15 protein-coding genes, 1 tRNA gene and 1 pseudogene are annotated in these 17,105 nt (G+C 65.9%); 8 read left to right on the forward strand and 9 right to left on the reverse strand.

Annotation, left to right across the window (positions count from 1 at the left end):
* Positions 1-10: 10 nt before the first annotated feature.
* The 8 genes from sseA (at position 11) to A9995_RS07920 (ending at position 7,204) form a co-directional block, all read left to right on the forward strand.
* The gene (sseA, locus tag A9995_RS07885; RefSeq protein ID WP_067611148.1) at positions 11-862 is read left to right on the forward strand and encodes a 3-mercaptopyruvate sulfurtransferase; all 852 of its coding nucleotides are present in this window, start codon (positions 11-13) and stop codon (positions 860-862) included.
* Complete coding sequence (metC, locus tag A9995_RS07890; RefSeq protein WP_067611151.1) at positions 859-2,064, forward strand: cystathionine beta-lyase; 1,206 nt, start codon at positions 859-861, stop codon at positions 2,062-2,064. The genes sseA and metC overlap by 4 nt, the downstream gene beginning before the upstream one ends.
* Positions 2,061-3,167, forward strand: a complete 1,107-nt coding sequence (locus A9995_RS07895; RefSeq protein WP_067611155.1) for a mechanosensitive ion channel family protein — start codon at positions 2,061-2,063, stop codon at positions 3,165-3,167. The genes metC and A9995_RS07895 overlap by 4 nt, the downstream gene beginning before the upstream one ends.
* 97 nt (positions 3,168-3,264) lie before the next feature.
* Positions 3,265-4,023, forward strand: a complete 759-nt coding sequence (gene cobA, locus A9995_RS07900; protein ID WP_067611158.1) for a uroporphyrinogen-III C-methyltransferase — start codon at positions 3,265-3,267, stop codon at positions 4,021-4,023.
* Positions 4,020-4,316, forward strand: a complete 297-nt coding sequence (locus A9995_RS07905) for a DUF2849 domain-containing protein (protein ID WP_067611162.1) — start codon at positions 4,020-4,022, stop codon at positions 4,314-4,316. The genes cobA and A9995_RS07905 overlap by 4 nt, the downstream gene beginning before the upstream one ends.
* Entirely contained in the window at positions 4,316-5,977 is a 1,662-nt protein-coding gene (locus A9995_RS07910; protein ID WP_067611165.1) for a nitrite/sulfite reductase, read from the forward strand. Before A9995_RS07905 ends, A9995_RS07910 begins: the two co-directional genes overlap by 1 nt.
* Positions 5,970-6,449 carry a DUF934 domain-containing protein gene (locus A9995_RS07915; protein WP_082992575.1) on the forward strand — a complete coding sequence of 160 codons (480 nt, stop codon included), beginning with the start codon at positions 5,970-5,972 and terminating at the stop codon, positions 6,447-6,449. The genes A9995_RS07910 and A9995_RS07915 overlap by 8 nt, the downstream gene beginning before the upstream one ends.
* Positions 6,446-7,204, forward strand: coding sequence for a phosphoadenylyl-sulfate reductase (locus tag A9995_RS07920; RefSeq protein ID WP_067611168.1), 759 nt, complete (start codon positions 6,446-6,448; stop codon positions 7,202-7,204). The genes A9995_RS07915 and A9995_RS07920 overlap by 4 nt, the downstream gene beginning before the upstream one ends.
* Before the next feature lie 4 nt (positions 7,205-7,208).
* On the opposite strand, the gene A9995_RS07925 is transcribed toward A9995_RS07920, so the two are convergent.
* The 9 genes and pseudogenes from A9995_RS07925 to ftsZ form a co-directional block, all read right to left on the reverse strand.
* Positions 7,209-8,120, reverse strand: a complete 912-nt coding sequence (locus A9995_RS07925; RefSeq protein ID WP_067611171.1) for an NAD(P)-dependent oxidoreductase — start codon at positions 8,118-8,120, stop codon at positions 7,209-7,211.
* Positions 8,117-9,235: a glutamate 5-kinase gene (proB, locus tag A9995_RS07930; RefSeq protein ID WP_082992577.1), complete on the reverse strand. Its 1,119-nt coding sequence runs from the start codon at positions 9,233-9,235 to the stop codon at positions 8,117-8,119. The genes A9995_RS07925 and proB overlap by 4 nt, the downstream gene beginning before the upstream one ends.
* Positions 9,236-9,260: 25 nt before the next feature.
* A pseudogene (gene obgE, locus A9995_RS07935) lies at positions 9,261-10,324 on the reverse strand (GTPase ObgE).
* Positions 10,325-10,466: 142 nt separating this feature from the next.
* Positions 10,467-10,542: transfer RNA gene (locus A9995_RS07940), tRNA-Ala, on the reverse strand.
* Between the two features lie 105 nt (positions 10,543-10,647).
* Positions 10,648-11,418, reverse strand: a complete 771-nt coding sequence (locus A9995_RS07945) for a hypothetical protein (protein WP_067611176.1) — start codon at positions 11,416-11,418, stop codon at positions 10,648-10,650.
* A gap of 355 nt (positions 11,419-11,773) precedes the next feature.
* Positions 11,774-12,523, reverse strand: a complete 750-nt coding sequence (locus A9995_RS07950; protein WP_067611179.1) for a Bax inhibitor-1/YccA family protein — start codon at positions 12,521-12,523, stop codon at positions 11,774-11,776.
* A gap of 153 nt (positions 12,524-12,676) precedes the next feature.
* Positions 12,677-13,126: a YbjN domain-containing protein gene (locus A9995_RS07955; protein WP_067611779.1), complete on the reverse strand. Its 450-nt coding sequence runs from the start codon at positions 13,124-13,126 to the stop codon at positions 12,677-12,679.
* A gap of 182 nt (positions 13,127-13,308) precedes the next feature.
* Positions 13,309-15,075 (reverse strand): SPOR domain-containing protein, encoded by a 1,767-nt coding sequence (locus A9995_RS07960; protein WP_067611183.1) that lies wholly within the window; start codon positions 15,073-15,075, stop codon positions 13,309-13,311.
* A gap of 109 nt (positions 15,076-15,184) precedes the next feature.
* The gene (gene ftsZ / locus A9995_RS07965; RefSeq protein ID WP_067611186.1) at positions 15,185-17,023 is read right to left on the reverse strand and encodes a cell division protein FtsZ; all 1,839 of its coding nucleotides are present in this window, start codon (positions 17,021-17,023) and stop codon (positions 15,185-15,187) included.
* Between the last annotated feature and the right edge of the window lie 82 nt (positions 17,024-17,105).

Below are 17,105 nucleotides of genomic sequence, written 5' to 3' on the forward strand. Positions count from 1 at the left end.
GTTGAAGCGCATGGACCCACTCGTTTCGACGCATTGGCTGGCAGCGCATCTCGCCGAGCCCGATCTCGTCATCCTGGACGCGACCAAGCACCTTCCCGATGTGACGCGCGACCCGCGCGACGATTTCGCTGCCGCCCATATTCCCGGCGCGCGCTTTCTCGACCTTCCCAGCCTTCACGATACCGCCGCGCCTGTCGCCAATACGCTGCCCACGCCCGAACAATTCGCTGCTCGTGCCTCTGCGCTGGGGATCACCCCGACGAGCCGGATCGTCATCTACGATGACAGCGCGATCGCCAGCGCCGCGCGCGCCTGGTTCATCTTTCGCATGTTCGGGCTGACCGATGTGGTGTTGCTCGATGGCGGCTGGGCCAAGTGGCAAGCCGAAGATCGCCCGACCGAGAGCGGTGCGGTCGAACCGCCTGCGTCGGATTTCACCGCCTCCGCGCCCATGGCGCGCATCCGCAGCAAGCGAGACATGCTCGACAATATCGCGACCGGCGCCGAGCAGGTTATCGATGCCCGCGATGCCGCGCGCTTTCTCGGTACCACTGCCGACGCGGTCCATGGGCTGGAGGGCGGCCATATCCCCGGCGCGCGCAATCTGTTCTTCCGCGACCTGTTCACCCCCGACGGCACCTACAAATCCCCGGACGAATTGCGTCTTTTATTCCGCGAGGCCGGGATCGATCTCGACCGGCCGATCACCGCCAGTTGCGGGAGCGGGATGACCGCCTCGGTGCTGCTGTTCGCGCTTCATCTCGCCGGTGTGGAGGATACCGCGCTCTACGATGGCAGCTGGGCCGAATGGGGCGCCGATCCTGCCACACCCAAGCAAACCGGAGCCCCGCGCGCAGCATGAGCAAGAACAATCGCAACCAATTATCGCCAGCCACGAGGCTGGTCACTGGCGGGCGTAGCCCCGATCCGCATGTCGTCAGCCCGCCGGTTTATCGCGCCAGCACGCATCTCTACACGGATTGTGCCGAGCTGCGCGCGGGCACGAAGAGCAATGCCGATGGCAATTTTTTCTACGGCCGCCGTGGCTCGCCAACGCAATGGGCGCTGGCCGAGGCTCTGACCGAGCTCGAACCGGGCGCGCATGGCACGGTGCTCTACCCCAGCGGGGTCGCAGCGATCGCCGGTGCACTGTTGGCGGTTGTGAAGCCCGGCGATGTGCTGCTGGTGGCCGACAATGCCTACGATCCCAGCCGCTCGATGGCGACAGGCCTGCTTAAACGTCTCGGGGTGGAGGCGCGATTCTTCGACCCGCTCGATCTAGACGCCTATCGCGAGGCCTTCTGTAACCGCACCCGAGCGGTGTGGCTGGAGAACCCCGGCAGCCTCACCATGGAGGTCTGCGACATTCCCGCGCTGGCCGCCGAAGCGCGCAAACGTGATGCCGTGAGCCTGATCGACAACACCTGGGCCACTGCGCTCGGCTTTCCAGCGTTGGAGCGCGGCTGCGATATCAGTGTGCAGGCGCTGACCAAGCATGTCGGCGGCCATTCCGACTTGATGATGGGCGCGGCGAGTGCAGGCGAGCGCTGGTATCGCGCGCTGCGCCGGACCGCGCAGGATCTCGGCCATGTGGTCTCGCCCGACGATGCGGCGCTGGCGCTGCGCGGCTTGCGCACGATGAAGCTGCGGTTGGAGCGCACCACCCGCACCGCGCTTGCGCTTTCTGAGTGGCTGGCGGCGCGCGCCGAGGTCGCGCATGTACTGTGCCCCATGCGTCCGGGCGACGCTGGGCATGAGCTCTGGCAACGCGATTTCACCGGCGGCTGCGGCCTGTTCAGCTTCGTTCTGTCGGGACGCTACGACGCCGCACGCTGCCGGCTGATCGATGCGCTGGAACTGTTCGGGATCGGCTATAGCTGGGGCGGGTTTGAAAGCCTCGCCCTGCCCTTCGATGTGGAACCCGTGCGCGCGGCGATGGACTGGCCGCGGCGGGGCTGGCAGGACGGTGATCGCTACGCCATCCGCCTGTCGATCGGGCTCGAGGACCCCGAGGACCTGATCGCCGATCTCGAACGGGCCTTCGCCGCCATGGACACCCTATGACCGTCACGACACTGCCGACTCCTGCCGATACCGGCGACGAAACGGAACCGGCAATTGACCAGGCTCCGGTCGACGAGGCTCCGGTCGAGCAGGCCTGGAGCCTCGCCGACCCGGCCCCTGCAGCGGACAGCGTCGCCGCGTCGGAAGACATCCGCGAGCGGGTTTCGGCGCAGAGCGAGATCGCCGGCGATTTCCTCAACACGCTCGATGCTCTGGCGATCAGCGTGGGCGACTTCCGCCTGTCGGTCTGGGATGTGCTCGTGGTGCTCGCGATCCTCGCCTTCGTTCTTACGGTGGCATGGCTCACAACCAGATCCCTGAACTGGCTCCTGCGCCGTTTCACCGGCTTCGACGATACGCAGCAGCTGCTCGGGCGCAAAATCCTCACCATCGTCGTCTGGGGGATGGCGTTCTTCATCGGCATCGACCTCCTGGGTGTCGACCTCACCGCGCTGGCGGTCTTCTCGGGCGCTTTCGGTCTCGCCATCGGCTTCGGCCTGCAGAAGACCTTCGGCAATCTGATCGCCGGGATCATCCTGCTGATGGACAAGTCGATCAAGCCGGGTGACGTGATTGCGGTAGCGGATATGACGGGCAAGGAGACCTTCGGCCAGATTCGCAAGATCGGCGTCCGCGCGGTCTCGGTCACCACCCGCGACCAGCGCGAGTATCTGATCCCGAACGAGAACCTGATGATCAATCAGGTCGAGAACTGGTCCTACTCGTCCAAGAACGTCCGCATGCAGATCCCGGTCGGGGTCAGCTATGGCGCCGATATGAAGAAGGCCGAAGAGCTGATGCTCGAGGCGGCGAAGGATGCGCCCCGCGTGCTGAAGACGCCGCCGCCCACCGTGTGGATGAGCGAATATGGCGACTCCTCGGTCAATTTCGTCATCCATACCTGGATCCAGGACCCGGAAGAAGGCGTCGGCAACGTGCGCTCCGCGGTCCTCAAGCGGCTGTGGTGGCTGTTCAAGGAGCACGATATCGAGATCCCGTTCCCGCAGCGCGACATCAATTTGCGCGACAGCGAGCAGTTCGAACGCCTGATCGAGGCGCTGGCCCAACGCCAGGCGGCAGATGGCACGAGCGGCAAAGGCTAGCTTCGCGGGCGGCTAGCCCACATTTCAAAAGCAGAACTGTGCAGACGCACAAGCATTCTGATTGGCGCCGAAGCCACCGCAGAGGCATTTTCCCCACATGCGAGAAACAGGCATCATCCATCTTGTGGGCGCCGGGCCCGGCGATCCAGACCTGCTGACGCTGCGCGCGGCGCGGCTGATCGCGCGCGCCGATGTGATCGTCCACGATGGCCTGGTCTCCGACGAGATTCTCGACTTTGCCCGCCCCGATGCCGAACGCATCTCGGTTGCCAAGCGCCGGGCGCATCACAGCATGGCGCAGGACGAAATCAACGCGCTGCTGGTCCGCGAAGCGCGCGCCGGACGGATGGTGGTGCGGCTCAAGGGCGGCGATCCACTGGTGTTCGGACGCGGCGGCGAAGAAGCCGAAGCCGCGCGCGCCGCCGGGGTTGCGGTCGAGATCGTCCCCGGGATCAGCGCCGCCAATGGTGCCGCCGCCGCCGCCCAGATCGCGCTCACCCATCGCGACGCATCGAGCGCGGTCAGCTTCGTCGCCGGCCAGTGCAAGGGGCTCGCCGAACAGGACTGGGCCGGACTCGCGGGCAAGGGCCGCACGCTGGTGATCTACATGGGCGTCAAGACCGCGCCGCAGATCGCCGAGAAGCTGATGGCCGATGGCCTCGCCCCCGATATGCCAATCGCCATTATCGAAAACGCCACCCGTTCTGCCATGCGCGTGCTCCGTGGCCCCCTCGCCGCGCTCCCCGATCTGGTCGAGCGCGAGCGCGTCGTCAGCCCGGCGCTGATCGTCATCGGCGAAGTGACCGCGCGCGAGGATGCAACGCTGGCGAACCTTGTACAGGAAACCGCGCAATGAGAATTCTGACCGGCAACGACCTCAAGACCGGAGCAGTCACCTGGTGGACCGGCAGCGACTGGTCGCTGCGCGTGGAGGATGCCGTCGATGTCACCGGCAACGAGGACGAGATCGCCTTGCGCGAAGAAGCGGCCCGCCGCGTCAACGTCCCCTATGCGATCGACGCCGAACTCGACGCGGGCAGCGCCCGCCCGGCGCATATCAAGGACCGGGTCCGCGCACTCGGCCCGACCGTGCGCCTCGACCTCTCTCTCAAGCCAACCGATCCCGATATCGGCAAGTGGGTGATCTGATGTACCGCTACGATAGTTACGACCAGGCAATGGTCGACGCCCGGGTCGAGGAATTCCGCGACCAGTGCCGCCGTCGCCTCGAGGGCAAGCTCACCGAGGACCAGTTCAAGCCGCTGCGGCTGATGAACGGGCTCTATCTCCAGCTCCACGCCTATATGCTCCGCGTCGCGGTGCCTTATGGCACGCTCGGCGGCGATCAGATGCGCGCGCTCGCCGATATCGCGGAGAAATACGACCGCGGATACGGCCATTTCACCACCCGGCAGAACATCCAGTACAATTGGATCAAGCTGGAAGATGCGGGCGACATCCTTGCCGATCTCGCCAGCGTCGAGATGCACGCCATCCAGACCAGCGGCAATTGCATCCGCAACATCAGTTCCGACCATTTCGCCGGAGCCGCCGCCGATGAATTGGTCGATCCGCGACCCTATGCCGAACTCCTGCGGCAGTGGTCGAGCTTCCACCCCGAGTTTGCCTATCTGCCGCGCAAGTTCAAGATCGCGGTGATCGCGTCGACGACAGATCGCGCGGCGATGAAGCTGCACGATATCGGCATCCGCATCGTCGAGCGCGATGGCGAGCAGGGCGGCGAGCTGGGCGCGCAATTCTATGTCGGCGGCGGGATGGGCCGCACGCCGATGATCGCGCCCTGCATCAACGAGTTCGTGCCGCTCGACCGGCTGATCACCTATGCCGAGGCCTGCCTCAGGGTCTACAACCGCCACGGCCGCCGCGACAACAAGTACAAGGCGCGGATCAAGATCCTCGTCCACGAACTCGGCGCGGAGGAATACACCCGTCAGGTCGATGCTGAATACGCGCATATGCTCGACCAGGGCGTCGAACCGCCGTTCGCCGAGCTGGAGCGGATCCGCACCTTCTTCGCCGATCCCGAGTTCCGCGCAGCCGACGAAGCTTCGGCTTCCAATGAGCCTGCAAAGACCGCGTCCGAGCCTGCATTCCAGCGCTGGGTGCGGCGCAACACCAACCCGCACAAGGCGCCTGGCTACGTCTCCGCGGTGATCAGCCTCAAGCCGGTGGGCGGCATTCCGGGCGATGCTACTGCCGAACAGATGCGGCTGATGGCCGATCTCGCCGAGCGTTACGGTTTCGACGAATTGCGGGTCATGCACACCCAGAACATCGTCCTGCCGCATGTCCACCAGTCCGATCTGCCCGCGGTTTGGCGCGCGCTCGACGGGGCCGGGCTCTCGACCCCCAATCTCGACCAGATCGGCGACATCATCGCCTGCCCGGGGCTCGACTATTGCAGCCTCGCCAACGCCCGCTCGATCCCGGTGGCGCAGAAGATTTCCGAGCGGTTCGAGGCGAGCGGCAAGGGTGAGGCGCTGGGCGAGCTGAAGCTCAAGATCTCGGGCTGCATCAACGCCTGCGGCCATCACCACGCGGGCCATATCGGCATCCTTGGGGTCGATCGCAAAGGCGTCGAGAACTACCAGCTCTCGCTCGGCGGCAGCGAGGCGGAAGACACCGCGCTCGCCAAGATCACCGGCCCGGGTTTCTCCGAAGAAGGGATCGTCGACGCGGTCGAAACCGCCGCCGATGTCTACTTACGCGAACGCACCGAAGGCGAACGCTTCCTCGATACCTACCGCCGCATCGGCATGACCCCGTTCAAGGAGGCGCTTTATGGCTGATCCGGTTACTCACAGCGATGGCCCCCAGAGCGATGGCCAGGGCCACAACAGCGGCCTGCTGCGCTACCGCGACGACAAGGCGGCCAGTCACGCGGCAGTGACCGTCGATGCCTTCGTCGATCAGGACGATGCGCTCGCGGTGCGGATCGAACCGGGCGACGAAGCGCGCGAGCTGATCCCGCATCTCGCCCGCGTAAAGCTGGTCGAGGTCAATTTCCCCGCTTTCGGCGACGGGCGCGGCTATTCCGCCGCCCGGATCCTGCGCGAGGCGGGTTACGATGGCGAATTGCGCGCCGTGGGCGATGTGCTGGTCGATCAGCTCGCCTATATGCGCCGCTGCGGCTTCGATTCCTTCGATCCCGACGCCCCGCTCGATGCAGGCGATGTCGAGGCGGCGCTGGCGCGCTGGCCCGATGTCTACCAGTCCGCCGCAGACGATCGCACCCCGATCTGGACCAAGCGTCACGCATGAACGAGCTCCGCGCCATAGACCGGCTCGACACGCGGCCGCGCTTTTCGGAGCACGACGCGATCCGCCTCAACCGCATGTTCCGCGGCAGCGACACGCAGGAGATGCTGCGCGCGGTGATCGACGACGATTTGATCGGCGATCTCGCGACCGTCTCCAGCTTCGGCGCGGAAAGCGCGGTGCTGCTGCACCTGCTGTCGCAGATCGATCCGGGCATTCCGGTGCTGTTCCTCGAAACCGGCAAGCACTTTCCCGAAACGCTCGCCTATCGCGATGCGCTGGTCGAACGACTTGGGCTGACCAATCTGGTCAACCTGTACCCCGATCTGGACGAACTAGCGGCCAAGGACGATACTGGCCTGCGCTGGTCGTTCGACCCCGATGGCTGTTGCGAGATCCGCAAGGTGCGGCCACTTGCCACAGCTCTGGCGGGCTATGATGCCACCTTCACCGGACGCAAGGCGTTCCAGTCCTCGACCCGCGCCCAACTGCCGCGGTTCGAAATCGATACCTCCGATGTGCAGGGGCGGCTCAAGATCAACCCGCTGATCGACTGGGATGCCGACCGGATCGCCAACTGGTTTGCCGAACACGAGCTGCCGCGCCACCCGCTGGTCGAGCGTGGCTATCCGTCGATCGGCTGCTCGCCCTGCACCGGCAAGGTCGCTCCGGGCGAAGACCCGCGCTCGGGCCGCTGGAAGGGTTGGGACAAGGTCGAGTGCGGCATCCACCAGCCTGGCGAGGAACCATTCCTCTGACGCTCTAGAGCCAACCCTCGCGGCGATACCATTCCGCGGTCTGGCGCAATCCGGCCTCACCGTCGATGGACGGCCTCCAGACCGCCTCGGGGACATTCTTCGACGAACGCGCGACCCAGTTGGGATGGACCATGTAACCCACGCGGTCTGCCGTCAGCCGCGCCCTGCTGCCGCGGATCAACCGGTCCGCCCGCGCCGCCAGGTCGAGCAATGGTCTGGGCAGATTCGGCGCCCAAACCCTGCGCCCGATCGCGCCGCCGATCGCCTTTGCCAGCTCCGCGTGGCTCCACCCGCCCTCGCGCCCGTCGTCGGGTTCGAAAACCCGATTGCGGACCAGCGCCAGCGGGGCATCGACCAGCGCCAGCAGCAGCCGCGCGAGATCGGCGACATGGATGATCGAACTGGCCCCGCGCGGCGGCAAGGGCACGAATCCGAACCGGGCGCTGCGAAACATCTCGAGATAATCGACATCGCGCGGTCCGTAGACGCCCGGCGGGCGCACGATGGTCCAGTCCAGCCCGCTGCCCTCGACGATCGCCTCGGCTTCCGCCTTCGAGGCGCCATAGGCGGACAGGCAGGGCTCCCGAGCGGCGAGAGAGGATACGAAAACCAGCCGCTTCGCCCTGGCCGCCTTCATCGCGTCGATCAGCCGCGCCGTTCCATCGACATTGGCTGGCCCAAACGCGCTCGGGTCGGTGGAATTCGTCAGGCCAGCGATATGGACGACCGCGTCCGCTCCCGCGACCAGCTTTGCCAGCGCGGTCTCATCGGCAAGATCGCCCGCGATCCACTCGACCCCCTCGCGTGGTGCCTGCGGCTGGCGGGCCAGCGCGCGCAAGCTCGCCGAGCCGCACTCGGCCGCATCGAGCAGCGCCCGCCCGACGAAACCGGTCGCGCCGGTCACCGCGAGAGTCACGCCCGCACCATGTGATCGCGATGGACAACCGCGGCGCGCGGCGCATAGCCCAGCTGTTCCGCCTGCTCGGCTTCGCGCAAGCCCATGATCGCGCGGCATTCGTCGCTGGCGTATTCGACCAGCCCCTGGCCCAGACGCTCGCCCTTAGGCCCGTGGATGGCCACCAGATCGCCGCGTACGAACTCGCCCTCGACATCGCTCAAGCCGGCGGCAAGCAGGCTTGCACCCTCGCCCATTGCCGCAACGCAGCCCTCGTCGACGCTGAGCACCCCGGCAATCGCCAGCCTCCCACCCAGCCAGGCCTTGCGCGCACCCTCGTCGCGCTGGGGCAGAAACAGCGTTCCGCGCCCCGCCTCCAGCGCCTTGCCGAGCGGCGCATGACCCGTGCCGTTGATGATCGCCAGCGCGATCCCGGCGCGCTCGGCGATCCGCGCCGCCTCGATCTTGGCGACCATGCCGCCGCGCCCCAGTCCCGATCCCGAGACGTCGGAAGCCATTGCTACGATCGCGGGCGTTACGCCATCGACCCGCTCGATCATCTCGGCCCCTGCTTCGCGCGGATGACGGTCGTAGAGCCCGTCGACATCGGAGAGCAGCACGACTGCATCCGCGCGCGCGGCCTGCGCCACCCGCGCCGCCAGCCGGTCGTTGTCGCCAAAACGGATTTCCTCGGTGGCAACGCTGTCATTTTCGTTGATCACCGGGACCGCGCCCTGCTCGATCAGCCGGGCGAGCGTGGCCGAGGCATTGAGATAGCGGCGCCTGTCCTCAAGATCGCCCAGTGTCACCAGCAATTGCGCGGCGATGATGCCATGCCGGTCGAGCGCCTCGGACCACAGCCGCGCCAGTTCGACCTGCCCGACCGAAGCCGCGGCCTGCGCATCTGCAAGGCTGCCGCGCCCGCCCTTTGCAAGCCCCAGCCGCGCCGCGCCCAACGCGATCGCGCCCGAACTGACGACGATGATTTCGGTGTGTTCGCGCAGCGCCGCCAGTTCGCCGACCAGCGAGCCCAGCCATTCAGCGCGCGGCCTGCCGTCCTCGATCAACAGCGCCGAGCCGATCTTGACGACCAGCCGCCGCGCGCGGCGCAGGTCCGAAAGGTTGGCGATCTCCATCGGCGGCAGACCTAGCGCAGACCCGTCAGATCGGCGACCAGACGATCTGGTCTGCCGCTTGGGTATCCTCCACGGCGGCGGCCTTGGTCTCGGTCGTGGTGCGGTCGGGCAGATAGCTCAGCACCGCGTCGAGCAGCGCCTCCATGCCGGCGCCGGTCGCCCCAGAGATGCTAAACACCCGTTCCGCGCCCGCTTCGCGCAATTCCGCAGCGAAGCCTTCGGCCAGCTCGTCATCGGCGAGGTCGATCTTGTTCAGCGCGATCAGCTGCGGCTTGTCGGCTAGCCCGGATCCATAAGCCTCGAGTTCGGCCTGGACGATCTGCATCGCTTCGGCGGGATCGTCGCCCGAAATATCGACCAGATGGATCAACACCCGGCAGCGCTCGATATGCCCCAGGAAACGATCGCCGATCCCGGCGCCATCGGCGGCCCCTTCGATCAGTCCGGGGATGTCGGCGACCACGAATTCGCGCGCACGGTGGCGCACGACGCCCAGCTTGGGCACCAGCGTGGTGAAGGCGTAATGGCCGACCTTGGCGTTGGCGTTGGAAACCTGGTTGATGAAGGTCGACTTGCCTGCGTTGGGAAGCCCCAGCATGCCGACATCCGCGAGCAATTTGAGCCGCAGCCAAACCCACATCTCCTGCCCGGGAATGCCCGGCTGGTGCTGGCGTGGTGCGCGGTTGGTCGAGGTCTTGTAGCTGGCGTTGCCGCGTCCGCCGATCCCGCCTTCGAGAAAGACGATCCGCTGGCCGACCTCGGTGAAGTCGGCAAGGACCTCTTCCTTGTCCTCGGACAGGATCTGGGTGCCCACCGGGACCGGGATCACGAGATCGTCGGCGCCGGCGCCGGTGCGATCCTTGCCCATGCCATGGGTCGCCGCGCGCGGCTTTTGAAGTGCTGCGAATAGCGGAAGTCGATCAGCGTGTTGAGGCCCTGGACCGCCTCGAAGATGATATCGCCGCCCTTGCCGCCATTGCCGCCGTCAGGGCCGCCGTATTCGACGTATTTCTCGCGCCGAAAGCTGACCCCGCCGGGTCCACCGCCGCCCGATTTGAGATAGATCTTGGCCTGGTCGAGAAAATGCATCGTCGTTTTGCCTCTGTAGCAGCGCTAGAACGGACCCAGAAGGACCGCAAGGGCGAGCGGGCGCCCGCAAATCGTAGACAATGCGGAAGCCGCAGCTTGTGCGGGACGAAAACGACTGTGTTTCCGGGTGAAATCAGGGACCTGGTGGAGCCGAGCGGGATCGAACCGCTGACCTCGTCATTGCGAACGACGCGCTCTCCCAACTGAGCTACGGCCCCGTTCCAGGTCGCTCGCTCCCGCGTCTGAACGGTGGCGTCCGGACGGGAACGAGCGCGCGGCTTAGCGAATGCGCGCGTCGCTGCAAAGCCTTAAACGCGGGATCGCTACTCGCTGCCTGTGGTCTCACCGTCCTGCTGGGGGCCGTAATCCGATCCTGGCGACTGCAAGATCTCTTGAGGCAGGATGATCGGCCCCTGCGTCGGAAGCGGCGCGGGCGGTGGCACGGCATCCGAGGCGGGAGTGGCCGTGGTTTCGATCGGGGTGGCTTCCTCTTCGGTCGCCGCAGGCAGTTCGATCACGGTCTGCCCCGCGGCCGGGTTTGTAGCCGAGCCGACCGATGGTGTGCCGTTGGAGTTGCTGTAGAAGGTCGTCCTCACCTCCGGTGTCGGCGGGCCGTAGCGCGCATCCCATGCTGCGAGATCAGTGCGATATTGCTCGTAAGCGCGAAAGAAGGTCTCGAACTCGCGTTCGATCCGCGGCAACGCCTGCATGGCGAAGAGATCGAGATCGGTCGTCTCGGGCGCCAGTGCCTCGGCGCTGACCACCAGAGCGGCATCGCAGAACCGGTCCTGCGCCGGGGGCAGCGCAAAGTAATTGTAGACCCGGGTCATGTAGGAATCCTGCACGTCTCGGAAGGTCGGCCCGTATTCGGTACGAAATTCGCTCGCGAGCGCGCGGTTGGTAGCCGACAGCTTGCTCTTGTAGCGATCCAGGAAGGAAACGTAGTTCGCCAGCAGTCCGCCATGTTCGGCTGTCATGCAGTTGAGCGCCGCGACATTGAGCGCCGAGCGCAGGTTCCAGACGACCTGTGCCGTCGACAGGCCACTGTTGACCGTTTGCCGCACGCCATCGACGCCAACGGTCGGAATAGTCATCACCGCTGCGGCGCCGCCCGGCGGCAATGGCCGTGCCGGGATCACCTCGACAGGCGGGGGAGGAGGCGGAGGCGGTGGCGGAGGCGGTGGCGGCGTGGCGCAAGCGGCAAGAGTGGCCAGTGCGGCGGCAACGGCGGCCAGTCGGATGTGAACTATTCGTGCGCGGCGCATGGGCTGCGACCCTCCCTGATGCATTTCTGGCATGCTTGAATCTCTCGGTGCCTACATTCGCTCGGATTGATGCAGGCTTAAGCGATGGGTCTTAACCGCCCCTGCCAGATATGAAAATGCCCGGGATGCAAATAGCACCCCGGGCCCGATCAGTTGAGTCCGTCCTGCGACGGGGCGAGTGTGCTTACTCGCGGTTGACGCCCATGAAGCGCAGCAGGAACAGGAACATATTGATGAAGTCGAGGTACAGGCTCAGCGCGCCGAGGATGATCGCCTTGCCGGCAAACTCGGTCCCGCGCAGATGCTCGTACTCGCGCTTCAGGCGTTGCGTATCATAGGCAGTCAGACCGGCGAAGATCAGCACGCCGAGGAAGCTGATCGCCAGCTCCAGCATGCTCGACTGCATGAAGATGTTGATCACCGACGCGATGATCAGACCGATCACGCCCATCACAAGGAAGGTGCCGAAGCCCGACAGGTCCTTCTTGGTCGTGTACCCGAACAGGCTGAGGCCAGCGAAGGCGCCCGCGGTGGCAAAGAAGGTCGCTGCGATGCTCTCGCCGGTGTAGATCAACAAGAGCGAACTGAGCGACAGGCCCATCGTGATCGCGAAGCCCCAGAACATCGCCTGGAGCGTACCGCGCGAGAACTTGTTCGCGCCAAAGCTCATCGCGAGGACAAAGCCGAGCGGGGCCAGAGCCACCACCCAGAACAGAAGTCCGCCCTGAGCCAGCGTATAGGCAAAGCCCGAACGCGCAGTCAGCATCGCGACGATGCCGGTAAGCAGCACGCCCGATGCCATGTAATTGTAGATCGACAGCATATGCGAGCGCAGGCCCGCGTCGAAGGTTTCGCGCCGGGCAACGGCGTCGCCAGCGCGCGGGACCGAGCTGAAGCCCGTCCGTCGCTGTTCAGTGTCGTTCCAATCGGCCATCTTAAATCCAACTCCTTTGCGCGGAGATTTGCGCACAATGCGCCCCGCTCCATGTCCGTAATATCGGCGTTGCGACAGTGTTTTTCAAGGAAAACCGAAAGGCTTCGAGACAAAGCGAATTAACCCTAATTCGTTGCCTGCCCCCCGGGCGGGTCAAGCTTCGCCCGCGGCATCCACCATTGCCGCCTCCAGCGCGTCGCGAGGGCTCTTGCCGCCCCACAGCACGAACTGGAACGCAGGGTAGAAGCGATCGCATTCATCGACCGCGATTTCGATCAGCGCCTGCGCCTGTACAAGGCTGAGCATGCCATTGTCGGCCAGCAACGTGCCGTTGCGATAGAGCAGCACGCCGCCGTTGGACCAGATGTCGAAATGGCCGAGCCAGAGCTGTTCGTTGACCAGCGTGGCCAGCTCGTTCGCCGCCGCGCGATGCTCCTTTGCAACGCGGACATCGGGCAGGCACAGCACCTGCAGCACATTGTCTTCCGCGCGCCAGATTCCCTTGACCTGATAGGTCGCCCAGCTGCCCTGAATCTCGCCGCTCAATTCGTCGGCGGTCGATTCGCAGGGCCAGCCACGCGCCTCGAACAATGCCGTAAGCATCTCGATCGGCGCGCAATCTTCGTCGACTTCGTAGCTTTCCACCGCTCTCACCGATTGCGTCCCGTCCAGATCATGGAGGGTAAATGCCGGAAGGCCGCGGCGCTTGGCAATCGGGCGAGACCTCGGTGCTGGGGAGAACCGGTCTCGCCTGTGCAAACGCTGTGCACAAGCGCCCGCGCCGCCTAGTCGAGCGTCTCGATCTCCTGCCCGCGCGGGCTCTGGAAGGTGAAGGAATCTATCTCAAGCTCCTTGAGCTTGGTCACCACCGAACGGGCCTCGGCAGCACTGGGGTAGGGACCGGCGAGCAGGCGGTTGGCCTCGACCCAGGGGGTGACGAAGGGGCCCTTGCCGTCGAGCAAGGTCTGGGCGTTTCGCGAAATGCGCCGCCAGTCGAACTTGAGCGCATCGCGATCGCGTCCGGTCGCCACCTGTACCCAGTGGCGCGAGGGATGCTCGACGACGGGCGGAGCAGCTCGTTCGGGAGCGGGCGGCGGCGGAGCGGCGCGCTCGCGCGGTGGCTGGATCGCGGTGACATCCACCGCCCCCAGCGTGGCCCCGGGCGATGCTGTGGGGAGTGCCCCGAACTCGGCGAAGACGTCTTCAAGGGTCCCGGTCGGAAGCGGCCCGGGATCCATCGATGCAACGAGTTGCGGTTCCGAGGCCGGACGGCCGGTGGTGGCCGGAGGCAGGTCGAAGGTTTCGATACCCCGCTCGGCCGCTACGGTCGGCCCCTGCAGGGGTGCAGGCGAGACATTCGCTGGTGGCGTCTCGGCGGGCAAGGCGATGGCCAATTGCGTCGCAGCTGGCTCGGAGGTCGGGGTCTGCACCGGTGCTGGCGTGTTGGACTGGATCGGTGCCGCGGCAGGAGCGGGCGTGGGCGCTGGTGCTGGTGCTGGTGCCGGTGTCGGTGCCGGCGTCACCCGGGCCTGTTCCGATCTGGCCCGCGCGCGCGACATCGGATCGAGGCCCGCCAGCGCCTGGCGTTCGCTGCGTTCGGCCTGACGTCGCTCGGCACGGCTTGGCGGGCGCGCCGGGATGGCGGGTCGGCTGGATGCCTGCGCAGGACGGTCCGATCCCATGACCGGGCCGCTGGGCGTTAACGAAGCATCGGCTTGCCGGGAAATCGCGACACCCTGAACCGAGTAACCGGCAATCCCGGGCATATCGCGCCCGATATCGCTCGCGCGCGGAAAGGTGCCAAGATTGGCTGCTGCAGCCTGCTGCGCCTTGGTCAATCGCGCCATATAGCGCAGATAGGGGGTCATCCTCAGCGCCAGATCGGTGGGCATCAGCGCCTCGGCGATGGAGATCGCCTCGCGCTCGTCGCCAAGTATGGCCAGACCGAAGGCGCGAGTGCGGAACCCGGCGCGGTCTTCGTCCTTTAGCTGCGGCAGCAGAACTCGCTCGAACTGCGCCCTCTCTCCCGATATCGCGAGGCTCAACGCCAGACGACGGCTGGTCGCCGGGTCGTCGTTGCGCGCCAGTGCGAGGCGGTAGAGTTCCTGTGCCCTGAGGTTGTCGCCAACCAGATCGAAAGCAAGTCCGCGATCGGCGGCCATCTCGACCAGCGGATAACCGGAGGTTTCGGCCTCGGCGAAGAAGCGCAACGCTTCGATTGCACGTCCCTCGGCAAGAAAGACCCGCCCCAGCCCGGCTTTCATGCGCGCGTTACCGGGCGAAATATCCTGAGCGCGAACGAAGAACCCCATCGCCGCGTCGCCGTCGCCGAGTGCAATCGAGGCCTCGCCAGCTTCGAGCAGCGCATCGAGATCGGACGGGCTCCGCGACAGGCGCCGCAGCGCTTCGTTCAGATCCTCGGCCTCGGGTGGCGGCAGCGGCTGTACCATCGCGTTCTGCGCCGCCGCGGTCTGCGGGAGCGCGGCGAGTGCCAGCCCGCTCAGGGACAGGCCCAGGGTCAGGCTCAGGGAAAGTCGGGCAAGCGATTGCAAGAGTTACGCTCCGTCGTTGCCGTGTCTGGCGCGGCGCGATGTCGCCCCGTTCGGGATCCCGATCGGTTCATGATCGAAATCGTGTGCTGCCCCCAGTGGCTTGCGCGCCCTACTGGTTGTTCTGACGACCGAGGAAACGCGGAATGTTGAGCGCCGAGCCGCCATCCTCGTCCTCGTCGTCCTCTTCCTGCGGCCGCGTGCTGGAGCCGCGCGAGAGGTTCGCCATGCGTTCGAACAGCGTGCTGCCCGAGGCGGCGCCACCAGCGGCAGCAGCGCCGCTGCGTCCCGCCGGTGCTGCGGCCTGTGCGGGGCCGGGTGCAGGAGTCGGTGCGGCGTCGCCCGAGCCGGGCATGCGCCGCCGCGTCGGCTTGGAAGCCAGCGGGCTGTCCGCTGGCTCCATCTGGTCGGCGTCGAGCTCGAGCTCGTCCTGCGAAGCGCCTGCCCCGAAACCCGAGCTCTCGCTGGTGGCTCCACGGCTTTCGCTGCCACCTGGGGCTGGCGAGTGCTGCGCGCTGCCTTCCGACGAAGGCGTACGCGGCGGAGTGTCACCCGCATCAGTGTCGAAATCATCGAAATCGTCGAACTCATCGTCGCTTTCGTTGCGAAGACCGGCGAGGGGATCGACGATGTCGTCGACATCCTCGACATCGTCCTCGTCGGCGTCGGGATAGGACGCGCCAAAGCTCATCCCGCCCCCGGCGCGCCCGGCAGCCGAACCGCTCTGGTCAGCGGACTCGTCGGAACCGGCATATTCCGCTTCGGTGAGCTCCATCGGTTCATCGTCGCCATAGTCGGGTTCGCTCGAGGTCTTGGCAGCGCCGCTGTCGAAGGGTTCGGATTCTGCAGAAAGGCCCTCGCTGAGCTCGAACGGCTCGCTCTCTTCGGCGCGGCGCGGCAGGTCGAGTGCGGGGCGCTGAGGCGGACGCGATTCGCCCATCGAGAACGGGCGCGTGTCGGAACGTGTGGGGGCCGAGGTCTGCGCATGCTGGTCGATGCCGGTGGCAACTACCGAGACACGGATCTTGCCATCGAGATCGGGATTGAAGGCCGAGCCCCAGATGATGTTCGCATCTTCGTCGACCAGTTCGCGAATGTGGTTCGCCGCCTCGTCGACCTCGAGCAGCTTCATGTCTTCGCCGCCGATGATAGAGATGATGACGCCCTTGGCACCGGCCATCGAGACACCGTCGAGCAGCGGGTTGGCGATGGCGCGTTCGGCGGCTTCGAGCGCGCGGTTCTCGCCCTCGCCCTCGCCGGTGCCCATCATCGCCTTGCCCATCTCGCTCATCACCGAACGCACGTCGGCGAAATCGAGGTTGATGAGACCCGGCATGACCATCAGGTCGGTGATCGAGCGGACGCCCTGCTGCAGCACTTCGTCGGCGAGCTCGAATGCCTGCTTGAAGGTGGTATCGGCCTTGGCGACCAGAAACAGGTTCTGGTTGGGAATGACGATCAGCGTATCGACGTGCTTTTGCAGCTCCTCGATCCCGGCTTCGGCGGCGCGCATCCGACGCGTGCCCTCGAACAGGAACGGCTTGGTGACCACGCCGATGGTGAGCACGCCCTTCTTGCGCGCAGCCTCGGCGATGACCGGGGCAGCACCGGTCCCGGTGCCGCCGCCCATGCCAGCGGCGATGAAGCACATGTTCACGCCCTCGAGCGCGTGTTCGATCTCTTCAACCGTTTCCTGCGCGGCAGCCTTGCCCACTTCGGGGCGCGCGCCTGCGCCGAGCCCGCCCGTGATGTCCGGGCCGAGCTGGATGCGCTTTTCGGCCGAAGCGCTGCTGAGCGCCTGGGCATCGGTGTTGGCGACGATGAAATCGACACCCTCGATCTGGGCCTGCATCATGTTGGCGATCGCATTGCCGCCCGCCCCGCCGACACCGATCACGGTTATCCGCGGCCGCAGATCGTCGGAAGATGCGGGTCCGATATTGATGCTCATCGAGGTTGGCTCCGGGGAAATCAGATATTTGAGAATGGTTCGTTACAGTTTGGCACAGTTTGATTCGACCTTGCAAAGCTTT

The sequence above is a fragment of the Erythrobacter sp. QSSC1-22B genome, assembly GCF_001678665.1.
GTDB lineage: Bacteria > Pseudomonadota > Alphaproteobacteria > Sphingomonadales > Sphingomonadaceae > Qipengyuania.